The 25,589-nt window shown below is 45.4% G+C and carries 18 protein-coding genes; 15 read left to right on the top strand and 3 right to left on the bottom strand.

Going from position 1 to position 25,589, the window contains the following annotated elements; genetic code table 11:
• The first annotated feature begins 6 nt into the window (after nucleotides 1–6).
• Genes ABGU93_RS04305 through ABGU93_RS04295 form a run of 3 tightly spaced genes read left to right on the top strand, consistent with a single transcriptional unit; the run spans nucleotide 7 to nucleotide 6,157 of the window.
• Nucleotides 7–801, top strand: a complete 795-nt coding sequence (locus ABGU93_RS04305; protein ID WP_347412265.1) for a site-2 protease family protein — start codon at nucleotides 7–9, stop codon at nucleotides 799–801.
• 9 nt (nucleotides 802–810) lie between these two features.
• The gene (gene ispG / locus ABGU93_RS04300; protein ID WP_347412264.1) at nucleotides 811–1,875 is read left to right on the top strand and encodes a flavodoxin-dependent (E)-4-hydroxy-3-methylbut-2-enyl-diphosphate synthase; all 1,065 of its coding nucleotides are present in this window, start codon (nucleotides 811–813) and stop codon (nucleotides 1,873–1,875) included.
• 10 nt (nucleotides 1,876–1,885) lie between these two features.
• Nucleotides 1,886–6,157, top strand: a complete 4,272-nt coding sequence (locus tag ABGU93_RS04295) for a PolC-type DNA polymerase III (protein WP_347412263.1) — start codon at nucleotides 1,886–1,888, stop codon at nucleotides 6,155–6,157.
• A 233-nt stretch (nucleotides 6,158–6,390) separates the two neighbouring features.
• Here the strand turns inward: ABGU93_RS04295 and ABGU93_RS04290 are convergent, their stop codons facing one another.
• Nucleotides 6,391–7,551: a 1-deoxy-D-xylulose-5-phosphate reductoisomerase gene (locus tag ABGU93_RS04290; protein WP_347412366.1), complete on the bottom strand. Its 1,161-nt coding sequence runs from the start codon at nucleotides 7,549–7,551 to the stop codon at nucleotides 6,391–6,393.
• Nucleotides 7,552–7,899: 348 nt separating this feature from the next.
• Between ABGU93_RS04290 and ABGU93_RS04285 the strand changes: the two genes are divergently transcribed.
• The 11 genes from ABGU93_RS04285 to ABGU93_RS04235 all read left to right on the top strand — a co-directional run bounded on the left by ABGU93_RS04285 (nucleotide 7,900) and on the right by ABGU93_RS04235 (nucleotide 22,779).
• Nucleotides 7,900–9,048 carry an iron-containing alcohol dehydrogenase gene (locus ABGU93_RS04285; protein WP_347412262.1) on the top strand — a complete coding sequence of 383 codons (1,149 nt, stop codon included), beginning with the start codon at nucleotides 7,900–7,902 and terminating at the stop codon, nucleotides 9,046–9,048.
• A gap of 244 nt (nucleotides 9,049–9,292) precedes the next feature.
• Nucleotides 9,293–10,504, top strand: a complete 1,212-nt coding sequence (locus ABGU93_RS04280; protein ID WP_347412261.1) for a peptidoglycan DD-metalloendopeptidase family protein — start codon at nucleotides 9,293–9,295, stop codon at nucleotides 10,502–10,504.
• 410 nt (nucleotides 10,505–10,914) lie between these two features.
• On the top strand, nucleotides 10,915–11,604 hold the full coding sequence (ftsE, locus tag ABGU93_RS04275; RefSeq protein ID WP_111887678.1) for a cell division ATP-binding protein FtsE: 690 nt from the start codon (nucleotides 10,915–10,917) through the stop codon (nucleotides 11,602–11,604).
• A complete protein-coding gene (gene ftsX / locus ABGU93_RS04270; protein WP_347412260.1) occupies nucleotides 11,570–12,511 on the top strand; it encodes a permease-like cell division protein FtsX in 942 nt (313 codons plus the stop codon). Before ftsE ends, ftsX begins: the two co-directional genes overlap by 35 nt.
• A gap of 36 nt (nucleotides 12,512–12,547) precedes the next feature.
• Nucleotides 12,548–13,717, top strand: coding sequence for a peptidoglycan DD-metalloendopeptidase family protein (locus tag ABGU93_RS04265; protein ID WP_347412259.1), 1,170 nt, complete (start codon nucleotides 12,548–12,550; stop codon nucleotides 13,715–13,717).
• Nucleotides 13,718–13,821: 104 nt separating this feature from the next.
• The gene (locus ABGU93_RS04260; protein WP_347412258.1) at nucleotides 13,822–15,021 is read left to right on the top strand and encodes a S41 family peptidase; all 1,200 of its coding nucleotides are present in this window, start codon (nucleotides 13,822–13,824) and stop codon (nucleotides 15,019–15,021) included.
• A gap of 150 nt (nucleotides 15,022–15,171) precedes the next feature.
• Entirely contained in the window at nucleotides 15,172–17,148 is a 1,977-nt protein-coding gene (gene uvrB / locus ABGU93_RS04255) for an excinuclease ABC subunit UvrB (RefSeq protein ID WP_347412257.1), read from the top strand.
• A 21-nt stretch (nucleotides 17,149–17,169) separates the two neighbouring features.
• Complete coding sequence (uvrA, locus tag ABGU93_RS04250; RefSeq protein ID WP_347412256.1) at nucleotides 17,170–19,977, top strand: excinuclease ABC subunit UvrA; 2,808 nt, start codon at nucleotides 17,170–17,172, stop codon at nucleotides 19,975–19,977.
• A 261-nt stretch (nucleotides 19,978–20,238) separates the two neighbouring features.
• Nucleotides 20,239–20,463 carry a ferrous iron transport protein A gene (locus tag ABGU93_RS04245; RefSeq protein ID WP_026395981.1) on the top strand — a complete coding sequence of 75 codons (225 nt, stop codon included), beginning with the start codon at nucleotides 20,239–20,241 and terminating at the stop codon, nucleotides 20,461–20,463.
• Between the two features lie 90 nt (nucleotides 20,464–20,553).
• Nucleotides 20,554–22,575 carry a ferrous iron transport protein B gene (gene feoB, locus ABGU93_RS04240; RefSeq protein ID WP_347412255.1) on the top strand — a complete coding sequence of 674 codons (2,022 nt, stop codon included), beginning with the start codon at nucleotides 20,554–20,556 and terminating at the stop codon, nucleotides 22,573–22,575.
• 39 nt (nucleotides 22,576–22,614) lie between these two features.
• Entirely contained in the window at nucleotides 22,615–22,779 is a 165-nt protein-coding gene (locus tag ABGU93_RS04235; RefSeq protein WP_347412254.1) for a FeoB-associated Cys-rich membrane protein, read from the top strand.
• Between the two features lie 77 nt (nucleotides 22,780–22,856).
• On the opposite strand, the gene ABGU93_RS04230 is transcribed toward ABGU93_RS04235, so the two are convergent.
• Nucleotides 22,857–23,057, bottom strand: a complete 201-nt coding sequence (locus ABGU93_RS04230; RefSeq protein ID WP_014356887.1) for a cold-shock protein — start codon at nucleotides 23,055–23,057, stop codon at nucleotides 22,857–22,859.
• 307 nt (nucleotides 23,058–23,364) lie between these two features.
• Nucleotides 23,365–23,613 carry a hypothetical protein gene (locus ABGU93_RS04225; protein WP_347412253.1) on the bottom strand — a complete coding sequence of 83 codons (249 nt, stop codon included), beginning with the start codon at nucleotides 23,611–23,613 and terminating at the stop codon, nucleotides 23,365–23,367.
• 119 nt (nucleotides 23,614–23,732) lie between these two features.
• Between ABGU93_RS04225 and uvrC the strand changes: the two genes are divergently transcribed.
• Entirely contained in the window at nucleotides 23,733–25,562 is a 1,830-nt protein-coding gene (gene uvrC, locus ABGU93_RS04220; protein WP_347412252.1) for an excinuclease ABC subunit UvrC, read from the top strand.
• Nucleotides 25,563–25,589 lie beyond the last annotated feature (27 nt).

Here is a 25,589-nt window from a genome sequence, read left to right as displayed (position 1 = left end):
GAAAATTTGAATTTATATACTATCCTCATTACATTGCTGATTTTATGTGTCCTGGTGATTGTTCACGAACTGGGACATTTTATGGTTGCCAAAAAAACCGGCATTTTCGTCGAAGAATTTGCCATTGGCATGGGACCGAAACTGTTTGGCCGGCAGGGCAAAGAGACCCTGTTTACGATTCGGGCCTTTCCAGTCGGGGGCTTCTGTAAAATGCGGGGTGAAGAACCGGAATTTGACGCCGATGGCAGCCTGATTCCCAGAGATCCTGATGTCCCCATTGATCCCCGCAGTTATGAGGCAAAAAGTCGGGGCGAAAAGCTGTTGGTGTTGGTGGCCGGTTCGGCCATGAACATTATTTTTGCTGTGGTCTGCCTGATTGTGGTGGCCTTGTTTACCGGTCATACCAATATCTTTGATGCCATCGGCACCGCCTTTTTAAATACCTGGCGGTTTTCCGGTCTGATTTTTCAGAGCTTTGGGATGTTGTTTACTGGCCAGGTGGGCTTGGATCAGCTGGCCGGTCCGATCGGAATGGTAACGATGGTGGATACATTTTTGCAGAGCGGGCTGATTATTTTATTGGCGTTTACCGCCATGTTAAGCGTGAATCTGGGGATTATCAACCTGTTTCCGTTGCCCGCCCTGGACGGCGGACGGATTTTTATCCTGCTGATTGAAATGGTAGTGCGCCGGAAACTCAGTCCGGATCTGGAAATGAAAATCAATTATTTTGGATTCATTGCCCTGATTGCCTTGGCAATCCTGATTGCCGTGAATGATATCATGCGGTTGGCCGCATAGGAGTAAGACGTGAAAAATCGAAAACAAACCCGGGTTGTTAAAATTGGTTCAATTGCCATCGGCGGCGAGAATACCATTGCGATTCAGTCGATGACCAATACCGATACCAGAAATAGTGTTGCTACGATTGCACAGATAAATGGTCTGGAAGCCGCCGGCTGCGAGATTGTCCGGGTGGCGGTCCCTGATGAAGCCGCAGCCACAGCCATTGCGGATATAAAAAAAGGAATTAATATTCCCCTGGTTGCGGATATTCACTTTGATTATAAACTGGCCTTGACCGCCATTGAAAATGGGGTCGATAAGCTGCGCATCAATCCCGGTAATATCGGTTCAGAAAAAGGCATCCGGGAAATTGTTGCCATGGCCACCGAACGGAACATCCCGATTCGAATTGGGGTAAACGCCGGTTCGCTGGAAAAAGAAATCCTGGCGAACAACGAGGGCCGGGCCACGCCAGCCGGGATGGTAGCATCCGCTCAGCGGCACATTCAGATTCTGGAAGATGCCGGCTTTGATAATATCGTCGTTTCGATGAAGGCTTCGGACGTGCGGTTTACCATTGCCTCCTATGAACAATTTGCGGAGCAGTACGATTATCCCCTGCACCTGGGGATCACCGAGGCCGGGATTCTTAGAAGCTCGGCGGTTAAATCAGCCATGGGCATCGGTTATCTACTGCTCAATGGCCTGGGGGATACCCTGCGGGTATCGATAACCGGCGATCCGCTGGAAGAAATCGATGTGGCCCGGGATATCCTCAGCGGCATCGGCTTATACACCGGCCGCCGCCCCCGGGTCGAAGTCATCTCCTGTCCCACCTGCGGACGTACTGAAATTGATTTGATTGGCATTGCCCAGGAAATCGATCGGCAACTGAGAACAGTCGAAAAAGATATTCGGGTGGCCGTGATGGGCTGTATTGTTAATGGCCCCGGAGAAGGCAAGGCCGCCGATATTGGCATTGCCGGCGGGAAAAACAGGGCGGTATTGTTTAAAAAGGGTGAAATTATAAAAAGCATTGCAGAGGATCAAATCATCTCTGTATTGATGGAAGAAATAGAAAAAATGTGAGGCGAGATCTTTGAGTATTTTAACCCGACGACAGGAACGATATCAAAAAATAATAGAGGACTATCATCTGATAACAGATAGTATCAAAATCAATTCCAGTAAAGGGGAATTGATTTTTAAATTTTCCAGTCCTAAAAAACAAGCGGATACTGAATTCATTAAAACCGAGATGCAGGAAATTTTTGACTATGCAAAAGCCCTGCAAATCGAGGTGGCCCCGCTTCAATATCAGGATGGCGAGCATCTTCTGGCCACTGATGGCAAAGGTGTCAGCCAGCTGCTGGTGGGCATCAATCAGAAGATAACCAATATTCTGTTGATTAATACCCTGATTGCCGAAGGCAACACCTTTTATGTCAGAGGACGGTCCACTGGCGAGCTGGATGGGGAAGCCCTGGCGATTTTTTCCAGCCGTTTCAAACGCTTGATTGTTGAACACTATGGCCTGGAATCTGAGCTGGTGGTACGTTTCACCGATGAAGGGTCGGTGGCTGAAAAAAGTCAGCAGGATCTGGAAAAACGATTGGCAGCTATTAAGCCGGTTACATCAAGTACCAGTTCATCAAGTTCAGGCAGTTCATCAAGCACAGCCAAGCTGCCTAAGGCAGAAAAACCTGGGGATGTGGTCGCCGGGAAAAAGATAACCCGGACCTGGGAATGGCTCAAAAATGTGGATTTTAATATCAATGGGGAATCCGAAGGAAAAAGTCTGGTCATCAAGGGTTGGGTTTTTGGGGTCAACACCCGGCCGCTAAAAAACAATAAAACGCTACTGACCTTTAATATCACGGACAATACCAATAGCATTACCTGTAAAATCTTTACCGACAAAGAAGAAGTCATCGAAGGCATTAAAGAAGGCAACTGGTATCTGGTTGAAGGCAAGATCAATTATGATGAGTATTCCCAGGAAATGATGTTTTATCCCCGGAATATCAACCTATCCAAAGAAACCATTAAAACCGATGACGCTCCGGTTAAACGGGTGGAGCTTCATATGCACAGCCAGTTCAGTGCCATGGATGCAGTCAGTAAGGTGGAGCAGATTATGAAGCAAGCTTCCAACTTTGGCCATGACATCATTGGCATCACCGACCACGGTGTTTTACAGGCCTATCCGGAAATGATGGAACTGGGGCGCAAGAAAAAAATCAAGGTGCTCTATGGGGTCGAGGGCTATCTGGTGGAAGACCAGCTTAACATGGTTTACGGCGATCAGGATCAGGACTTCTGCGGCGAATTTACTTTTTTTGACCTGGAAACCACCGGTCTGGTGCCGGGAAACCACAAGATCATTGAAATTGCCGCCGTACGCATTAAAAACAAACAGATCGTTGACAGCTTTTCAACTCTGGTGAATCCCCATTGTGAGATACCGCCCTTTATTACCAACCTGACCAATATCACCAATCAGATGGTCGAAGATGGGATGGAAGAACGGGATGCTTTAGGGAAATTTCTGGAGTTTGCCGGAGATACCATTCTCGTCGCTCACAATGCTGCGTTTGATATGAGCTTTTTAAATAAAGCCTTAACCGATCACGGCATCGTTCGGGAAAATACGGCGGTGGATACTCTGGCCCTGTCCCGTTGTCTACTAACCCAAATTACCCGGCATAACCTGAAAAAACTTTGCTCGCATTTTAAAATTGAGATTCAGAATCATCACCGGGCGTTGGATGATGCGGCCGCCTCGGCCAAGGTGTTTGTCAAGCTTTTGGATCTGGCTGAGAAAAAAGGCTGTACCTCAATCCAGACCCTCAATACGCTGTCCAGTCGGGAACGGAGTATCCGACTTAATTCCACCAACCACATTATTATTTATGCCAGAAACCAGGCCGGAATCAAGGATTTGTATCGCCTTGTGTCTGAATCGCATCTCAATTATTTTTATAAAAAACCGCGAATTCCCAAGTCTTTACTGGCAGAAAACCGTGAGAACCTATTATTGGGCTCGGCCTGTGAAGCCGGAGAATTGTTCACCGCGATGGTCCACAATAAATCCGAGGATGAGATCCAGCAGATCGCCAGCTTTTATGACTATCTGGAAATCCAACCGCTGGGAAATAACCAGTACCTGATTGATAATAACAGTGTCCCGGATCAGGAAGCCCTGAAGACCTTGAATAAACGGATCATCGATTTAGGAAAAAGCCTGAATAAACCGGTGGTAGCCACCGGGGATGTCCATTTTGTCAATCAGGAAGATTCGCTTTATCGGGAAATCCTGTTTACCGGTCAGGGATATAAGGATGCCGGCAAACAGCCGCCGTTATATTATCGGACGACCCAGGAGATGTTAGATGAATTTGACTATCTGGATGAGGAAACCGCTCGGGAAGTGGTGATTGATAATCCCCGCAAAATCGGCGCAATGATCGATGAGGTATTGCCGATACCCGATGGCACCTATCCGCCAGTGATTGAGGGATCTGACGAAGAGATCCGGGAAATGGTGGAAGGCCGGGCCCGGGAGCTTTTTGGTCAGCCGCTACCGGACATTGTCGAAAAGCGGATTAAAAAAGAATTGGATTCGATCATCGGTAACGGCTACTCGGTCCTCTATCTGATTGCCCAGAAACTGGTTTACCATTCCATGGAAGACGGCTATCTGGTGGGGTCCCGGGGTTCGGTAGGGTCCTCCTTTGTGGCCACCCTCTGTGGGATCACCGAGGTTAATCCGCTGGCACCGCACTACCGTTGCCCCAGTTGTAAACATTCCGAGTTTTTCAACAGTACCGAGGTCGGGGTGGGGCCGGATTTAAAAGATGCCAATTGCCCCCATTGCGGGGCCAAGCTTGATAAAGACGGCTTTGACATCCCCTTTGAAACCTTTTTAGGCTTCGAAGGTGATAAAGAACCCGATATCGACCTTAATTTTTCTGGCGAGAATCAGGCTGAAGCCCATCGCTATACGGAGGTCCTCTTTGGTAAGGGCAAAGTTTTCCGGGCCGGCACCATTTCCACGATTGCCGAAAAAACTGCTTTTGGCTTTGTCAAAAACTACTATGATGAAAAAGACATCAAAGCCACCCGGGCCGAACTGGAGCGGGTGATATCTTGCTGTGCCGGGGTTAAAAAAACCACCGGCCAGCATCCCGGCGGAATTATGGTCGTGCCAACCTATAAAGATATTTACGATTTCTGTCCGGTCCAACGACCGGCCGATGATACCGAAAGCGATACCGTCACCACCCATTTTGCCTATGAGTCCATCAGCGGCCGGCTGCTGAAGCTGGATATTTTGGGCCATGATGATCCCACGATGTTAAAAATGCTCAAGGATTTTACCGCCATCGATCCGGTCGGGATTCCCCTGGACGATGAAAAAACGATGAGCTTATTTACCTCGACCAAGGCCCTGGATTTTAAAGATAATGATTTTGAGTCGCCCTTGGGAGTTTGTGGGATTCCTGAATTCGGGACCAGTTTTGTCAGGGAAATGCTGCTGGATACCAAGCCGACGGCGTTTTCTGATCTGATCCGGATTTCTGGTCTGTCCCATGGCACCGATGTGTGGTTAAACAACGCCCAGGATCTGATTCGGGACAAGAAAGCCACCATCAAAGAAGCTATCTGTACCCGGGATGATATCATGATCTATCTGATCTACGCTGGTCTGGAAGCTAAAACGGCCTTTACGATTATGGAAGCCGTTCGTAAAGGAAAGGGACTGAAGCCGGAATGGGAAGAAGATATGCGCAAAAACAAGGTGCCGGAGTGGTATATTGATTCCTGTAAAAAAATCAAGTACATGTTTCCCAAGGCTCATGCGGCCGCCTATGTCACCATGGCCTTCCGAATTGCCTGGTACAAGGTTTATTACCCGCTGGCTTATTATGCTACCTATTTTTCGGTTCGGGCCAGCGAGTTTGATGCTCAGCTGATCAGCCAGGGCAAGGGTGTGGTGGTACAACGGATGAATCAGATCAAAGAGCTGGGAACAAAAGCCTCCAATAAAGAAAAATCATTGTTGACGGTGCTGGAGATTGCCCATGAAATGATGTGCCGCGGTTACAGCTTTAAAAATGTTGATGTCTACGAGTCGCATTTCAGTCAGTTCCGAATCATCGGCGATACACTGCTGCCGCCCCTGAATGCCTTGGAAGGAATTGGCGACAAGGCCGCCCAGCGAATCTTTGAAGAAGCCCAGCTGCGTCCGTATATGTCCCGGGAAGATTTGCAGAACCGCACCAAGATCAGTAAATCGGTTATCGAAACCCTGGAAAAACAGGGTTGTTTAAATCAGTTGCCAGCTTCCAATCAAATTACTTTTTTTTAAGAACTCCGTTTAATATAAAAAGAGGGCGTGGATTCCACGCCCTCTTAGGTTTTCGGCAAACTACCGTACCGACCAATTGTTAATCTGTTGTTCGCCGCGGAATCGGTCAGGCTCTGCCGTGTCCGCTCCGATGCGTACAACATGATGTAACAATTGTCGGTACTGCTATATCTGAATGACTATAGTTTCTTGGGGCGTGGATTCCACGCTCTTTTTTAAATACCAAATTAGTTTTAGTCAGCCTTTATTTCCCGAGCGATCGCCCGGGCCCAGGCATCCACAGCCAGGATCTCATCGAGTCCAGGGGTGCTGATCAGCTGATGTTTTTCCATCACCAGTCGGTTAATCCGGGGGATGTCCAGGAAGTGGATATCCTGATTTAAAAACCGGGCCACCGCAATTTCGTTGGCAGCGTTAAGTACACAAGCCATGGTACCGCCGATTTCAAGGGCGTCGTAAGCCAGCTGCAAACAGGGAAAGGCAATCCGATTGGGCTCTTCAAAGGTCAGCTCCCGAACCTGACTGAAGTCCAGAGCCAAGCGGTTATTAGCGATCCGATCCGGGTAGAAAAAGGCAATTTGAATTGGTAGCGCCATATCCGGCATTCCCATTTGGGCCATGGTGGAATGGTCGATGAATTCCACCATCGAGTGGATAATACTCTGAGGGTGAACCACCACATCAATCTGATTGTTGTTCAGATTAAACAGCCATTTGGCTTCGATGACTTCCAATCCCTTGTTCATTAGGGTGGCGGAATCAATGGTGATTTTTTTCCCCATCGACCAGTTGGGATGCTTCAGGGCCTGGGCTAGGGTTACCGACTGCAGCTGTTCCCGGGTTTGTCCCCGGAACGGCCCACCGGAAGCAGTAATAATGATCCGGTCAATTTCTTGATGTTTATTTCCCATCAGACATTGAAAAATGGCGCAGTGTTCACTATCCACCGGAAGCAGCGAAACCCCTTTTGCTGCCGCTGCGTCGATGACGATCTGGCCACCAGCCACCAACGTTTCCTTATTGGCCAGAGCAATATCAATACCCGCATTGATGGCCGCCAGGGTGGGCTGCAAACCAATCATTCCGGATACCGCCGTGAGCAATAGATTGTTTTCCGATGCGGTGGCAACCGCAATCAGGCCCTCTAAGCCAGTCACTACTTCCACTGCGGAGCCCTTTATTTTCAACCGCTGTTCCAGCACCAGCGCGGCATCCCCATCCATCACACAGACAATCCGGGGGGCATAGGCATCAATTTGTTTTTCCAGCAAATCAATGCTGGTGTTGGTCGTTAAACCAACAATATTTAAAGCGTCGCTGTTTTCAGAAACCACTTCCAGGGCCTGGGTTCCGATCGAACCGGTTGACCCGAGGATACTGATATTTTTCATAATTACCTCTTTTACACAATTAATTCTATCTATTCTGTTTAAAATCATATAATACAATTCTTAAAAGTAAAAGATAAATATAAAACGAATAAAACTTAAATAGCACAGAAAAAGTAGTACCGACAATTGTTACATCATGTTGTCCGCCCCGCAGCGAACATCAGATTAACAATTGGTCGGTACGGGAGTTTGAGAGAACCAAAAAGCTGTTTATTATTTGTTGTGTTCGGTTTATTCCATGTCATCAATCAGTCTTTTCAATAATGTATCCCAAACAAGAGAAAATTTCCATTTATTCAGCCATTTCGATGACATATAATCTTGTAAACGAATAAATTTGGAGGTGTTCTTATGGCAAGAACCTATTATTTTCCACCAGTAGTAATTATGGAACCCGGTGCAATTGAGTTAATTGCGCCAGAGATCAAACGTATGAACGTGAAAAAAGCTTTAGTTGTAACCGATAAAGTACTTGTTGAAGCAGGTATTGTTCAAGATGTACTCAATGTATTAGATGGGGCAAAAGTTCCTTATGTTCTATTTTCAGAAGTTAAACCCAATCCCACCGTTGCCAATGTAAATGCCGGACTTCAGGCATTGCAGGATAACGAATGTGACTTTGTCGTCAGTATCGGTGGTGGATCGCCCCAGGATACCGCCAAGGGGATTGCCATTCTGGCAACCAATCCCGGAGATCTTCGCGATTATGAAGGCGTTGGGAAAACCGCCAATAAATCACTGCCCATCGTAGCGATTAACACCACCGCCGGAACCGCCAGTGAAGCAACCATCAATTATGTTATCACGGATGAAGACCGTAAATTGAAAATGGTTATTGTCGATCCCAACTGTTTGGCTACAGTAGCGGTCAATGATCCGGTTTTAATGCTGAAAATGCCAAAATCCTTAACTGCAGCCACCGGAATGGATGCTCTGACCCACGCCATTGAAGGCTATACCACCGCTGGCGCTTCCCGTTTTACCGATCTCTTTAATCTGGAAGCCATCAAAGCTATTTCCGGCAGTTTGAGAAAAGCCGTTGAAGATGGTGACGATCTGGATGCTCGGGATGATATGGCTTATGGTCAATTTGTTACTGGTATGGGCTTTTCAAACGGCGGTCTGGGAATTGTTCACTCCATGGCGCACCAGTTAGGTGGCTTCTATGATTTGCCTCACGGCGTTTGTAATGCCATTCTTTTACCATATGTAACGGCATTTAATGCCGATGCTGTCGGTGACAGATTAAAAGACGTTGCCCAGGCGATGGGTGTCGACACTAGCCGGCGCGAACCAAAGGAAATTAATATTATGGCCATTGATGCCATCAAAAAATTATCCAAAGATGTTGGTATTCCATCCGGTCTCAAAGAAATCGGTGTTAAAGAAGAAGATTTCAGTGAATTGGCTGATCTGGCTCTGGCCGATATCTGTACTGGCGGAAATCCGAAATGCCCCACAAAAGAAGATGTAATTGCTATTTATAAAGCCGCATTTTAATATAAACCCTGATAACCTGTAACACTTAAGAAGACATTCTGAATTTTCGGAGTGTCTTTTTTCTTTGAAAATTAAAAACATCCCTTTTATTACGCTTTTATACAAAATATTTTCAAGTTATTTTATTGTTTTTGTTTTAATTAAGGCACTATTATGGTATAATACAACCGTTACAAAAATAATAAAAACAACTGAAGAAGTAACAAATAAATAGGTCACACTACGATTGTGGGAAAGGGGAAAAATGAAAAAACATCGAATTGTATCAGGTATCGTTACTGGTTCCCTGGTTTTGGCATTTTTAACAGCACCCGTCAATGCGGCGTCTTTAACCGAGCAGTTGGCACAAAGCAATGCTCGACAGGCAGCAGCAAAATATCAAGTTGACATGACACAGAACACCATCAATGGGATTGAGGAAGAAATCAGCAAAGTCAATGAGGAAGTTAATCGCATCAGTGGGATCATTGGCGCCATCAATGCTGAAATATCAACCATTGAAGGAAATATCGCAAAAAAACAGGAAGAACTGAAAATAGCTGAAGCAAAAAAACGTGAGCAGGAAGAAGCGATGAGTGACCGGGTCCGGGCCATGTATATGTATGGAAACGGCAGCATCATGGAATTCATCTTCTCGGCTTCCGACTTCTCCGATTTTATCACAAAATTGGATATGTCCCGTTACATCATGACGGCGGACAAGGACTCCCTGAATGCTCTGGAAGAAACTAAAAAAGTTATCGACGAGAAAAAACTGAGCATTGAGGCAGATCGATTAAAAACAGTTGAAAAAAAGAATGAACAAGAAGTCGTATTAACTCAACAGGAAGAAGTGTTAGCTCAAAAAGACCAGTTATTGGCTCAAAACCAATCAACATTGAACGAATATAAGGCCATAGAAGAAGCTGAAGCAGCAACCTCAGCTGAGATTGAAGGTCAATTGCAGGCTTATTATGAACAGCAGCGAGCCGCCGCCGAACAGGCAGCTCAAAATAACGGCAACAGCGAAACGGGTGATGGTACCGCGAGTGGTGGTGATGGTTCGAGTACCGGTGGTGGCGGAACTTCCACACCCAGCTATTCTAATGGCTATATGTGGCCATGTGATGGTGAAATCACAAGTCCCTTCGGGTATCGTGATGATCCGCTTAATCCTGGGACCATACGATTTCATTCAGGCGTTGATATCGGCGCTTCTGAAGGCACCGCGGTTGCTTGTGGAGGAAATGGCGTAGTCATATCGGCTGGTTGGAATGGTGGTTATGGTAACTGTGTCATCGTCGATCTGGGAAATGGAATTTCGGCAGTGTATGCGCATTTAAGCGCGATCAATGTTTCATCTGGTGAGATGGTAAGTGCCGGACAAACGGTCGGCGCTGTTGGTAGTACCGGCAATTCAACAGGTGCCCATTTACATTTTGAAATAAGACAGTATGGTACCGCAATTAGTCCATGATTTTAAATAATTTGCAAAGATAATTGTGAAAAGATGGGGAATTATTAAACCATCTTTTCTTTTTTTGCGGGTTATTGTTTTACAAAAAAATCAAGAAATTAGTAGTACGTTTAATAAGTAATTATGATAAGTAAAATTAAAAATTCGGACGAATTCAGATACATTTGTTACAAAATATTTATTTTTTTAATGAAATTATTCAAAAAGTATGTTAAAATAAATTCAGATTCAAACAAGGAATGCCGGAAAGGCGAAAGAACTGTTGTTTTTTAAAAGGCTTTTACATTCCGGATTAAATAATTAAAGTAATCTTAACTTATTGCCGATTTAAGCAGAAACTAGGATAGGGCATGTTAAAATGCCCTGTCAAAGCAATCTAGAAGGATAAGTAATTTAGGAGTGGCTAAGATATGATCGAATTTAAAAATGTAACCAAGGGTTATGATAAGAACAAGAGTGATGCTCTTAAAAATGTCAGTCTCTTTATTGATAAGGGGGAGTTTGTCTTTCTTGTCGGCCGAAGCGGTGCTGGGAAATCCACATTTATTAAGCTTCTCTTAAGAGAAATTGAGGCCACCGAAGGTTCGGTATATATTAATAATTTTAATGTATCAAAACTTTCAAAAAAGGAAATTCCGTTTTTAAGAAGAAAAATGGGAATTGTATTTCAAGATTTTAGGCTCCTGGAAAACAAAAGTGTTTATGAAAATGTGGCCTATGCCATGGAAATAATTGGTAAATCAGAAAAGCAGATCCAGAAGCGGGTGCCGCTGGCCTTGGACATGGTTGGTTTATCCCATCGGATGAACCATTATCCCCACGAGTTATCCGGGGGGGAACAACAGCGGGTGGTAATTGCCCGGGCGATTATTAATAATCCATCCATTTTGATTTGCGATGAGCCCACCGGGAACCTTGATCCGGAAACATCATATGAAATCATCAGTATCCTGGAAGAAATTAATCGACGCGGAACAACAATCCTGGTAGTAACTCATGACCGGGAAATCGTTGATACCATGAAAAAACGGGTTTTGACCTTGGAAGATGGTGTTTTAAAGGTAGATGACGCGACAGGCAGGTACGGCTATGAAGTTTAGTTCCATCAAAACAATGCCCAAAAATGTTGTCCGGGATACGGTAAAGAGTATTGAACGAAATAATCTGATGAGTGCCGCTTCGGTGCTGTCGGTTATTGCCGCCTTAATTATTCTGGGGATTTTTCTGATCTTAACCATTAATGTTCAGGAAGTTACCAAGGATGTGGAATCGAAACTGGAATTGAAAATATTTCTCCAGTCAGATTTCACCGACACCCAAAAAGAAACCATCGAGCAGGCGCTGGAAAAAAGCGATCTGATTGAGAATGTCAGCTTTGAAAGTGCCGAGGAGGCATTAGAAAAATTCACGGTCAGTCTGGAAGATTATGCGCCGCTGCTTAGTGGTTATAATTCGGAAAACAACCCGATGCCGGCATCTTTTGTAGTCCGGGTAACGGATCCGAATGACATGGAAGAAGTTCAAACCCTGGCCATGTCTTTTGCCGGCAAAGGGGTTGAGTATGTCCGGTACGGTCAGGAATATGTGGAAGCGCTGGTGAGTTTCAATAAATTTACCAACACCTTGAGTATTGTGGTGCTGGTGGTGTTATCGATGATTTCCATCTTTATTATTTACAACACCATTAAACTAACCGTTTTTGCCAGACGTCGGGAAATTGGAATCATGAAATATGTGGGGGCTACCAACGCCTACATCCGGGCACCCTTCATTCTGGAAGGAACCCTGCTGGGGTTAATGGGAGCTATTGTGGCATTCCTGATTATCCGGATCACCTATTATTATATTTTAGGTTTAGTTGGTGGGAATCTCTTTCTGCCAGTGGATGCCAGTTTGGCTTCACCGGATGCAGTAATGGGACAATTGATATTTTTCTTCCTGCTTTATGGAGGATTTATTGGAGCAGTAGGCAGTGTATTTGCGATTCGCAAATTCTTGGATGTATAAATGATTAGACTTGGTCAAACACAGGAGGATTGTCGTATGACAAAAAAACGAATTATTTCAGGCATTGTGGGTATGATTGTTACATTGGGGATTCTGATATCTCCGGTAAATGCAGCATCCCTGACCGAACAACTGGCAGAGAGTAATGAAAAACAGGCGGCAGCCCAATATCAAATTGATATGACCCAGAATACCATTGCCGGAATTGAAGCTGAAATTGGCAAAGCCAATGAAGAAATGAGCCGGATTACCGGCGTCATTGATAAAATCAATGCTGAAGTTGCAGTGCTGGAAGCCAATATTGCTAAAACACAGGAAGAACTGAACATCGCGGAAGCCAAACGAAAAGAACAGGAAGAAGCCATGAACGAACGTGTTCGAACCATGTACATGTACGGAAACGGTAGCATGCTGGAATTCTTGTTTACATCAAGTGATTTTGCGGATTTTGTCACCAAGGTAGACATGTCCCGTTATATTATCGAATCGGATAAAGAATCATTGGATGCTCTAGCCGAAACAAAAAGAATCATCGATGAAAAGAAAGCTAAAATTGAAGCAGATCGTCTGCAAACAGTTGCTAAAAAGTCCGAGCAGGAAACAGCATTAGCGCAACAACAGGAAGTTAAGGCTCAAAAAGATAGCTTATTAGCCCAGAATCAGGCCATTGTCGCGGAATATCAGGCGATTGTCGCAGCTGAGGCCGCCAATGCAGCGAATATTGAAGCCCAGGTGCGCGCAGCGATGGCTGCTCAGGCCGCGGCCTCGGGCGGATCAACCACTGGCGGAAGCACTTCCTTTGTACCATCAAATGGAACATATCAATGGCCTTGCCCGGGTTATTACCCGATTTATGATGATGATTTCTTCGGGACTCGACTACACCCGATCTGGGGTGATTACCGAACCCATTACGGTGTCGACATGGGTGCTCCATCAGGAACCCCAATTCTGGCCATGGGTAATGGATCCATCATATCCGCAGGTTGGAATGGCGGCTATGGAAATTGTGTCATTGTTGATTTAGGAAATGGCGTTCAGGCCATGTATGCTCATATGAGTGATTACGCCGTATCAGCTGGTCAAACCGTCAATAAAGGCGATGTGGTCGGATACGTTGGCTCAACCGGGGATTCTACCGGCGCCCATCTGCACTTTGGGGTACTTTCCGGTGGATCATTTGTTGATCCTTTAGGATATTTTTAAGCGAAACATTGTAGAATATAACGAAAGAACAGGAGAAAAGAATCATGATTCTTTTCTCCTGTTTTATTTGTAGCAGAATAAAAATTTGGGATTAGGTGAAGACAATGGAAAATAAATCAAAAAAAACGAAGCTGATCGTGATTATTGTGGTGCTGATCATTACCAATATCATCACCTTCACAGTGGCGACAACCGGCAATTTTTTGATCGGAAACAAGCTGATTGTGACGGTTGACAGCAGCGAAACAGCCGCCGGCATAAAAAAACTACTGGCGTTGAAAGAACAGATTAGCTTAGAGTATTATAAAGATGTGGATAACACGACCCTGATTGATGGTGCCATTACGGGGATGTTTGACAGCCTTGGTGATCCCTATAGTACCTATTTTACTACCGAAGAATTCAAGAAATACATGGAAATGGCTACCGGCGTTTATGAAGGCATTGGCGTGGTGGTAACAGAAGACGAACAGGGTGTTACCTATGTCATCGCACCCCAGAAAGGCACACCGGCAGAGGCGGCTGGTATCAAAACCGGAGACAAGATTATCAAGGTTGATGGTGAGGATGTCACCACCATCGGATCGGATGCAGTTGTTGCCAAAGTGAAGGGACCGGCGGACACCACCGTCAACATCACCTTTGCGCGAGGTGAGGAAATCATCGAAATGCAATTAGTGCGCAAAACCATCGAAGCCAAAACGGTGGAATCCCGGGTGATTGGCGATAAAGGTTATATTCAGATATCAGAGTTCACCGATAAAACCGCTGATGATTTTGAAACTCAGCTTACTGAGTTGATGGCGCAGAACATCACCGGTCTGGTCATCGATTTGCGAAGCAACCCCGGCGGTGGCGTAAAGGAAGCGGTGGAAATTGCCGACCGGATCCTGGGCGAAACCATGGTTGTTTACACGGTTGACAAAAATGGCAATAAAACCGAATATAAGTCGGACGGTACCGAACAGCTTAACCTACCGATGGTGGCGCTGGTCGATGGCGGGTCAGCCAGCTCAGCGGAAATACTGGCTGGCGCGCTTCAAGATACCGGAGTTGCCCAGTTAGTGGGAACCAAGACCTTCGGCAAGGGCATTGTTCAGGAAATCATCAGTCTCACCGATGGCGGTGGGTTTAAGGTAACCAACTCTGAATATTTCACGCCCAACGGCAATAATATTCACGAAAAAGGCCTGGAGCCGAATGTTGTCATCGAAGCCACCGACTTTATGAAAAATAATTTCTTTACTGACGAGGAAGATGTCCAGCTACAAAAAGCCCTGCAGGTTCTAAGCGGAACCAATTGATTTTGAGAGCATGCCAAATTGGTATGCTCTTTCTTTTTCGAACGGAATAATTAAGAATTTATTAAATCAGAAGGATTATCATTTGCCATTAAAAAAAAGCTGTGGTAGAATAATGGAACGAATGTTCATCCTATCGATTGGAGGGTGCTGATGAAAGAAATGAAGCATGCATTTAAGGTTGTCTCGGAATACGAACCCAAGGGGGATCAGGGACCGGCCATTGAAAAGATTTCTAAAGGAATCCAGGATGGCTTAAAATATCAAACCTTATTGGGGGTAACCGGGTCAGGTAAAACCTATACCATGGCCAAGGTCATTGAAGCAGTCCAAAAACCAACTTTGGTGATTGCCCATAATAAGACCCTGGCGGCCCAGCTGACGAATGAGTTCCGGAGTTTTTTTCCGGACAATGCGGTGGAATATTTTGTCAGCTATTATGATTATTATCAGCCGGAAGCCTATGTCCCACACTCGGATCTGTTTATTGAAAAAGACTCGTCCATTAATGATGAAATAGATAAATTGCGGCACTCCGCCACGGCGGCCCTGTTTGAACGGCGGGATGTGATTGTGGTGGCCAGTGTGTCCTGTATTTACGGACTGGGAAGTCCCTTTGATTATGAAAACATGATGCTGTCCCTCCGCCCGGGAATGGAAAAAGACCGCGATACGATCATCCGTAAACTGGTGGAAATCCAGTTTACCCGGAACGATATTGCCTTCGAACGGAACAATTTTCGGGTTCGCGGGGATATCCTCGAGATATTTCCCTCGGCCTCATCAAACAAAGCGATTCGCCTGGAGTTCTTTGGTGACGAAATCGAGCGGATTACCGAGATTGATACGCTGACCGGGGAGATTTATGGCGAACTGAACCATGTTTCGATTTTCCCGGCCTCGCATCATACCACTACCCCGGAAAATCTGGAACGGGCGATTGCCGGAATCCAGCAGGAGCTGCGACAGCGATATGATGAATATACCACTAACAACCGCCTGGTAGAAGCCCAGCGGATTCTACAGCGGACCAATTACGATATTGAAATGCTTCGGGAGATGGGTTATTGCAACGGGATTGAAAACTACACCCGTTATATTAACGGTTTGCCCCCGGGCTCGCCGCCATATACCCTGATTGACTACTTCCCCAAGGATTTTTTGATAATTGCCGATGAATCCCACGTCTCGATCCCCCAGATTGGCGGCATGTACGCTGGGGATAGGGCCCGCAAGAGCAATCTGGTGGACTATGGTTTTCGTCTGCCCTCGGCCTTTGATAACCGGCCCCTGAATTTCTCCGAATTTGAAGGCAAGATCAATCAGATTGTCTTTACCACGGCGACACCCAGTAAATACGAAAAAGAACACAGTCAGAATACCGTTGAGCTGATCATCCGTCCCACCGGTCTGATTGATCCGGAGATAACGGTTCGCCCGGTGGCCGGTCAGATTGACGATCTGCTGGGTGAAATCAAATTGACCACCGGCAAAGGCAATCGGGTATTGGTCACCACGTTGACGAAAAAAATGGCCGAAGATCTTACCGATTACTTGAAAGAGAATGGGATCCTGGTGAATTATCTCCATTCGGACGTAGATACCATTGAACGGATGAAAATTCTCCGGGATTTACGCTTAGGGACCTTTGATGTGCTGGTGGGCATCAACCTGCTCCGAGAAGGGCTGGACCTGCCCGAGGTTGGTCTGGTGGCGATTCTGGATGCCGATAAGGAAGGGTTCCTGAGATCTGAAACCTCCCTGATACAAACTGTTGGCCGGGCTGCCCGTAACCTGGAAGGCCACGTTATTATGTATGCTGATAAGATCACCCCATCCATGGATCGGGCCATCAGCGAAACCAATCGTCGTCGGGCGATTCAAACGGCGCATAATGAGGCCCATAATATTACCCCCAGCTCAGTTAAAAAAGATATCCGCTCGATCATCGAGGCGACCAAGGTTGCCGAGGAGCCGGATACCTATCACGTTGGCGACGAAGCAGTGGATATTGATGTAAAAATCAAGGAACTGGAACTGGAAATGATGACGGCGGCGGAAGCATTGGAATTCGAACGGGCCGCTAAACTGCGCGACGAAATCCATCATCTTAAGAATTACCGAAGATAAGTAACTGATATAAGGAGAATCATGAAGTACATCGAAATAAAAGGTGCGAAAGAGCACAACTTAAAAAATATCAACTTGAAAATACCCCGGGATCAGCTGGTGGTTTTCACCGGTCTGAGTGGATCGGGGAAGTCGTCACTGGCGTTTGATACCATTTATGCCGAAGGGCAGCGTCGTTATATGGAATCCCTTTCCTCCTATGCCCGGCAGTTTCTGGGTCAGTCCCAGAAACCGAATGTGGAGAGCATCGATGGGTTGTCCCCGGCGATATCCATTGACCAGAAAACAACCAACCGCAATCCTCGCTCCACGGTTGGTACAGTAACCGAGATTTATGATTACCTGCGGCTGCTTTATGCCCGGATCGGGATTCCCCATTGCCCCAAATGTGGAAAGGTGGTGGCATCGCAGTCAGTGGATCAAATTGTCGATGCGATTCTTAACCTGCCACCAAAAACGAAATTCCAGATTCTGGCTCCGGTTATCCGGAAAGAAAAGGGCCAGCATAAAAAAACCATTGATCACATCAAAAAAGAAGGTTTTGTGCGGATTATTGTCGATGGCGAACCGATGGAGGTCAACGACGAGATCAATCTGGATAAGAACAAGAAGCATAGTATCGAAGTGGTCGTAGATCGTCTGGTGGCCAAGGAAGATCTGGGTAAAAGACTGACTGATTCATTGGAAATTGCCCTGAAGCTTTCCGGCGGATTGGTGATCTGCGATGTGATTGGCGGCGAACAGCAGCTGTTCAGCGAAAAACTGGCCTGCGCCGATTGCGGCATTGCCATGGATAAACTGGAACCACGCACCTTTTCATTTAATAATCCCTTTGGGATGTGTCCGGATTGTCATGGCCTGGGCTTTCATCAGGAAGTGGATCCGGATTTGCTGATCCCGGACAAGAGTTTATCGATTGCCAATGGGGCGATCAAGTTTTTTGGCTTAAAAAGCGATTCCAAATACTATTATAATTTAATCAAGGCCCTGGCCGAAAAACACCAATTTTCGATTGAAACACCGCTGGAAAATGCCAGCGAGGCATTTTTAAACGCCCTCTTATATGGCAGTGACGAGGTGCTGGAAATTGCCTACGAGGGCAAGTTTTCCGGAACCTATAGCTCCACCTTTGAAGGACTGATTAGAAATATGGAACGGCGCTATATTGAAACCACCTCAGAGCGGATGCGGTCTCTAATTGAACGCTATATGTCGGAAACGCCCTGTCCCACCTGTCATGGGAAGCGGCTGAACCCAACCAGTCTGGCCGTAACGATTCATGATCGGAACATTATCGAAATTACTGATATGTCGATTGGCAAATTGATTGAATTCTTTAATACCCTGATCATGACTGATCGGGAAATGATGATCGGTGAATCGATCTTCAAAGAAATTGACGCCCGTCTGAATTTTCTCAAAAACGTTGGGTTGGAATACCTGACCCTGTCGCGGAATGCTGGCACCTTGTCCGGCGGTGAATCCCAGCGGATCCGTCTGGCCACTCAGATTGGCTCAGGTCTGGTGGGGGTGCTCTATGTTTTGGATGAACCCAGTATCGGGCTCCATCAGCGGGACAATCAGAAACTGCTGGAAACGCTGCGGCGGTTAACCGATTTGGGGAATTCCCTGATCGTGGTGGAACACGATGAAGAAACCATGCAAGCCGCTGACTATATTGTTGACATTGGCCCGGGGCCCGGGGTTCACGGCGGTGAAATCGTCGCCCAGGGAAGTCTGGAAGAAATTATGGCGGTGCCTGAATCCATTACCGGCCAATATTTCAGCGGCAAGCGATTTATCCCGATTCCGGAAGGGCGCCGGGAAGGAACCGGCGAGACAATTAGAATTATTGGTGCTCGGGAGAACAACTTAAAAAATCTCGATGTGGATATTCCGTTGGGAAAATTTATCTGTGTAACCGGGGTTTCCGGATCGGGAAAAAGTACCCTGATCAATGAAATTTTATACAAGGGGATTTCCCAGAAGCTTTATCGCAGCCTTAAAAAACCGGGAAAATACAACAGTATAGAGGGCGTCGAATTTATCGATAAGGTCATTGATATCGATCAATCGCCAATCGGCAGAACCCCTCGTTCCAATCCGGCTACCTATACCGGGGTGTTTGATTTGGTCCGGGATCTTTTTGCCAAAACCCCGGAAGCCAAGGCCCGAGGTTATCAGAAAGGCCGGTTCAGTTTTAATGTCAAAGGCGGCCGCTGTGAAAAGTGTAGCGGTGACGGAATTATCAAAATCGAAATGCATTTTCTACCGGATGTCTATGTGCCCTGTGAGGTCTGTGGGGGCAAGCGCTATAACCGGGAAACCCTGGAAGTGAAGTATAAGGGCAAGAATATTGCCGATGTGCTGGATATGACAGTGGAAGAAGCCCTGGAATTTTTCAGCAACATCCCCAAAATTAATGACAAACTCCAAACCTTATACGATGTCGGTCTCAGTTATGTGCGCCTGGGACAGCCATCAACCCAGCTATCCGGCGGCGAAGCCCAGCGGGTTAAACTGGCCACCGAATTAAGCAAACGCAACACCGGCAAGACCCTCTACGTCCTTGACGAGCCCACCACCGGGTTGCACATTGCTGATGTCCATCAGCTGATCACCGTGATCCAGCGGCTGGCCGACAGTGGCAGTACCGTGGTTGTCATCGAACACCAGCTGGACATGATCAAGGTCGCCGATCACATCATCGACCTCGGCCCCGAAGGCGGCGACGGAGGCGGTACCATCATCGCCATCGGAACCCCCGAAGAAATCGCCCAAGTCCCCGAATCCTACACCGGCCAATATCTCAAGAGAATCTTAAAGTGATAGAATATAAGATAACCCAGTACCGACAACAGATTAACAATTGGCCGGTACGGTATTATAAGACTAATCTCAAGAAAGCTGATCCAGCTTTCTTTTTTAGATACGTTTAAATAAAGCTTAAGACCATAAAAAGTTTCAGACTCTAATTGACAATGAATTTCAATTAGAGTATAATAAAACTAACAAATAAGGAAGTCATCATTAACAAATTTTGACAGATTCCATTTATGAATTTAAACCATAAGAATAGAAGGTGTGTTTATGTTTACTTTGAAAGATTTAAGACCAGGCCAGAAAGCCTGTGTAGGCTCTATTGCCGTAGAAGGCTTAATGCGTCGCAAACTCATGGATATGGGTGTCACACCAGGTGTAGAGATTCAAGTTAATAAAACAGCTCCATTTGGGGATCCCATCGAGGTTCGTCTAAGAGGATATTCGCTCAGTCTCCGGAAAAAAGATGCTGAGAATATTTTAATGGTTCAGTAATAAACGAGAAGCCACCTTATAGGTGGTTTCGTTGTTTAAATTTATTTAATCAGCATTTTAGTCTGGCATCAAGGGAAATGAGGAAATGAAATGAAATATAAAATTGCGTTGGCGGGAAATCCCAATTCGGGAAAGACCACCCTTTTTAATTGTCTGACCGGCAGTAATCTCTATGTCGGAAACTGGCCGGGTGTAACCGTTGAAAAAAAAGAAGGAAATCTGCGAGATACAGATAAGGATATCACCCTGGTCGATCTGCCGGGGATTTATTCGTTGGCACCTTACTCTATGGATGAGATTGTATCGCGGAATTTCCTGCTGGAAGAACGGCCGGATCTGATTATCAATATTATTGACGCCTCCAACATAGAACGAAATCTTTATCTAAGCACCCAGTTGATGGAGCTTAACTGTCCCATGGTCGGAGCCTTGAATATGATGGATGTGGTTAAGAAAACCGGGGTTGAGATCGACGTCCGGGAGATGGAAAAAATCTTTGGATATCCCTTTATTGAAATATCCGCCCAAAAAGAAACCGGAATTGATGAATTAATCAAGTTGGTTGAAAAAACGCTGGAGATCAAAAAGCTCAAAGAATTTCCGCAAATCTTTCCCCCGGAAATAATGACATTATTCAATGAATTTGACGAGCTGATCCAGAATAAGTATCCGGAGATCTTAGCAGCTTATCCGCACCTGTTTCGTGTCATCAAATTAATTGAAAAAGACGAAGAGGTACTACTGAAGATCCATGAAAATGGTGATTTGCTGGAAGATATTGCTGTGGTCAGAAAAAAAATATTAGCCATCTCAAAGCAAGATGTCGACAGTGCCATTGCCGATTATCGCTATCGTTTTATCACCGCAGGGATCAGTCAGGCAACCAGGAAAACCAAAGAAAATGCCATCCAATTTCAGGAAAAACTGGATAAGGTGTTAATGAACCGATACGCCGCCCTGCCGATTTTCTTTCTTTTTATGTTTGTCATTTATTATGTCTCGATAACGCTGGTGGGGGATATTACCATCGGCGCGATCGAGTGGTTTATCAATGAAGTACTGATGGTTACGGTGTCCGCCGGGTTGGGCAGTCTCGGCGCGGCCGATTGGATTATCGCCCTGATCAATGACGGAATAATCACCGGGGTTGGTGCAGTACTGACCTTTGTGCCCCAGTTAGTGGTTTTATTCATTTTCATCTCGATTCTGGAAGACAGCGGTTATATGGCCCGGGTCGCTTTTATTATGGACCGGATTTTCAGACATTTTGGTTTATCGGGAAAATCCTTTATCCCGATGGTTGTCGGCCTGGGTTGTTCGGTTCCCGGCATTATGGCCACCCGAACCCTGGAAAATGAACGGGAACGTAAATTGACGGCGGTATTGACACCCTTTATTTCCTGTGGTGCCAAGATGCCCATATATGTCTTGATGGCTTCGGTATTCTTTACCGAATATCAGACGTTGTTGGTATTCTCGCTTTATCTGGTCAGCTTAACCGTGGTTTTTGGATCAGGATTTGTCCTGTCAAAAACCTGGTTCAAGGGAGCGGATTCCGGTTATTTGCTGGAGATTCCACCGCTGCGATTGCCAAAGCTTAAGAATACCGCAACCCAGGTATGGGAACGAATTAAAGAATTTATCATTCGGGCCGGCACGATTATTTTTGCGGCATCGGTGGTGTTGTGGTTTTTACAAAGTTTTAGCCCCAGCTTCCTGATGGTGGATTCGCCGGATCAAAGTATCCTGGCGATGTTCGGTAAAATTATCGCCCCAATTTTTATCCCGCTGGGCTTTGGTGACTGGGTCGCCTCGGTTGCCCTGCTGACGGGAATCGCTGCTAAAGAAATGATTATCAGTACCATGAGCGTGCTTTTGTCAGGTCAGGATAGCAGTTTTACGGTTGCCATCAGCCAAATCTTTACCCCGGTATCGGCTTATAGTTTTGTGATTTTTGTGCTGTTGGCGTCACCTTGTATGGCCGCCATCGCCACCATGAAAAAAGAACTGGGAAACTGGCGGGATTTTTTCTTTGCTCTGGCGTATCAAATTGGTTTGGCTTATGCCGTTTCATTTATCGTTTATCAGGTCGGCAGTCGGATTTTTGTTTAGAGTTTAACGTATTATAGATAGAAGAAAGAAGGAAGAAAAATGATTACCTGGATTCTGGCAGCATTAATTTTAGGTGCGGCAGGCTATGTCATCTTCAAGAAGGTTAAGAAAATGAAAGCAGGCGATTTTTCCTGTGAAGGTTGTAAAGGCGGCGCGGGCTGCGCAGGCTGCCATATCAAAACGGTGCCGCCCAAAGAAGATTAAGATTAACAATTGGTCGGTACGGCAGTTTAGAAAAAAAGCCCCACCAGCAGAGCTGGTGGGGCTTTTTAAAGACTTAATTATGCAATAAAAACGTTTGTAGCCTGTAAGCCACGGTCAGTTTTTTCGGTATCAAAAGTTACGCGTTGTCCTTCAACAAGGTTTTTACGACCGTCAGCAATAATTGCCGAGAAATGTACAAATACATCTTCGCCGCCATCTACTGAAATAAAACCAAATCCTTTTTCCTCGTTAAACCATTTTACTGTACCATTATTCATTTTAGGTACCTCCTAAATATTATTTGTAAATCGTGATGCAAAAACAAAAAACACATATTTTTGCAAATCATCTAAACGTAAAAATGACTTGCAAAAATATGTGAAATCAATAAATACACTTTAATTCTTTTTCATTATACACCCGGTTAAGGCTAATGTCAACTGATTTCAAAAACACTTTAAATGTTTAAAGAATCATCAAGAATGATAATCGCTACCTGTTACCGAAAAAACTTGAGCAGCAAATAAATTGATCCATCTCGACTGACAAGAGACGAGATGGATCAAAAAAAGCTGAACTCAAGATTTATGTGGTACAATAGCTGTTAAAGTCAATGGAATCATATTTTCGTTTTAACAGATCTTTTGCTTCCTTGATAACTTCTTTTTCTGAAAGTGGAAGTCTTATCTCACGTATTTCGATGATTTTAAAGGGATTGTCTTTAATTGATTTTGTCAGTGTAAATCCACCATAAATTTTCGGAACAATCTTCACTTCGAAATTACCGAAAGAAATCAGGGTGTTGTGGCCATCTACAGTTATTTTTTCAAACATGGTAACACTTCCTTTCTGTATAATAATCTGATGTTTAAAAAAGTATTATTATTATACCAAAATTAGGTGGCGAATAAACAAAAAAATCCAAAAAAATATTTATTTAAGGTTGACCACATATGTATGATAAAGAAAAATTAAAAGATCTGCCCCAGAGCCCCGGCGTTTATATTATGAGAAATAATAATGGCGAGATAATCTATGTCGGTAAAGCCATAAATCTGCGCAATCGGGTGCGGCAATATTTCCATTCGGCCAGTCAGCTCTCCACGAAGACAGTGGTCCTGGTATCTCACATCGAAACCATCGAAACCATCGTCACCGATTCAGAAATGGAAGCCCTGATTTTAGAATGCAATCTGATTAAAACCCATCATCCCCGTTATAATATTCTGTTGAAAGACGATAAAAGCTATCCATGGATTCGGCTGACCGTCAATGAAGAATACCCCCGGATTCTGATGACCCGGGAATATAAAAAAGATGGCGCCAAATATTTTGGACCCTTTACCAGTTCTTATGCGGTAAAAAATACCATTGAGGCCATTTTGAAGATTTACCCCTTAAAAACCTGCAACCGTCAGGTTGTTTACGGCAAAAAAGCCGGCCGGCCTTGTCTCAACTATCACATTGGTCAGTGTCAGGCACCCTGTCAGGGTAATGTATCCAAAGAAAAATATGCCAGGGATATTCAGTCAATTCTGGATATTTTAAATGGTCGTCATCCAGATCTGCTTAAAAACCTGAATGATAAAATGACAGCTGCCGCATCAAACCAGAATTATGAAGAAGCGGCCAAATATCGGGATCAGATTTCCGGTATCCAGCACATCATCGAAAAACAGAAAATCAGTTCCAGCACCAAACAGGATCAGGATTTTATTGGTTTGGCGCAAAGTGACGATCTCGGTTGCGTCCAGGTTTTTCATGTCCGGGAGGGCAAGTTAATGGGACGGGATCATTTCTTTCTTGAAGAGCTTGGGGATGTGAGCCCCAGTGAAGTGCTGGAAAGTTTTGTTAAGCAGTATTATGCCAGTTGCGGTTTTATCCCCCGGGAAATTATCTTGAAAGAGCCTCTGGAAGACAAACCGGTCATTGAAGAATGGCTGGGAGATTTGGCTGGTAAAAAAATCGAAGTCCACTCGCCGCAACGGGGGCAGAAAATCAAAATGCTGGAAATGGTTGCGGACAATGCCGATCTGGCTCTGAAACAGCAATTGCTGGAAAAGCGGGAAAAAGAAATCCGCTCCAAAAGCCGATTGGATGGACTGCAGGAACTGTTGGGCATGACCCGGCGGCCCAGTCGCATTGAAGCCTATGACATTTCCAATATCAGCGGCACCAATAACGTCGGCGGAATGGTGGTTTTCGACGATGGCAAGCTGAACCGGAAAGCCTGCCGACGCTTTAAAATCAAATCGGTGGAAGGTCAGAACGATTATGCCAGCATGCAGGAAATGATTTTCAGACGGATGGAACGGGCCATGAAAACCCAGGAAGTCAACAATTTTCTACCCTTACCGGAAATCATGATGATCGACGGTGGGATCGGCCATGTGAATGCAGCCGAGAGCATCGTTTCCTTATACCCAGTTGACATCGTGGTGTGCGGACTGGTTAAAGACGACCACCACCGGCTGCGGGGAATCTTCCACAAAGGCACCGAATACCCGATTAAAAAAGCGACCCCATTGGGCGTTTTTCTGTTTGAAATATCCGAAGAGGTTCACCGCTACACCCTGGGCTACCACCAGATTTTAAGAAAAAAAGAAATGTTGGCCTCCCAACTGGAGGAAATTCCCGGCGTCGGCAAAAAACGTCGAGAAGCTCTGATGGCCCATTTTGGGCAGATCGATAAGATCAAAAAAGCAACACTGGAAGAACTGACATCAGTTCCTGGGATGCAGGTGAAAACAGCCCAGGCGGTTTTTGAGTATTTTCACAACTAGAAATGAAATGTTTTGTCAACGGAAACT

This window comes from Acetobacterium sp. (genome assembly GCF_039830195.1).
Taxonomy (GTDB): domain Bacteria; phylum Bacillota; class Clostridia; order Eubacteriales; family Eubacteriaceae; genus Acetobacterium.
This window is presented reverse-complemented; position numbering and strand designations above follow the sequence as displayed.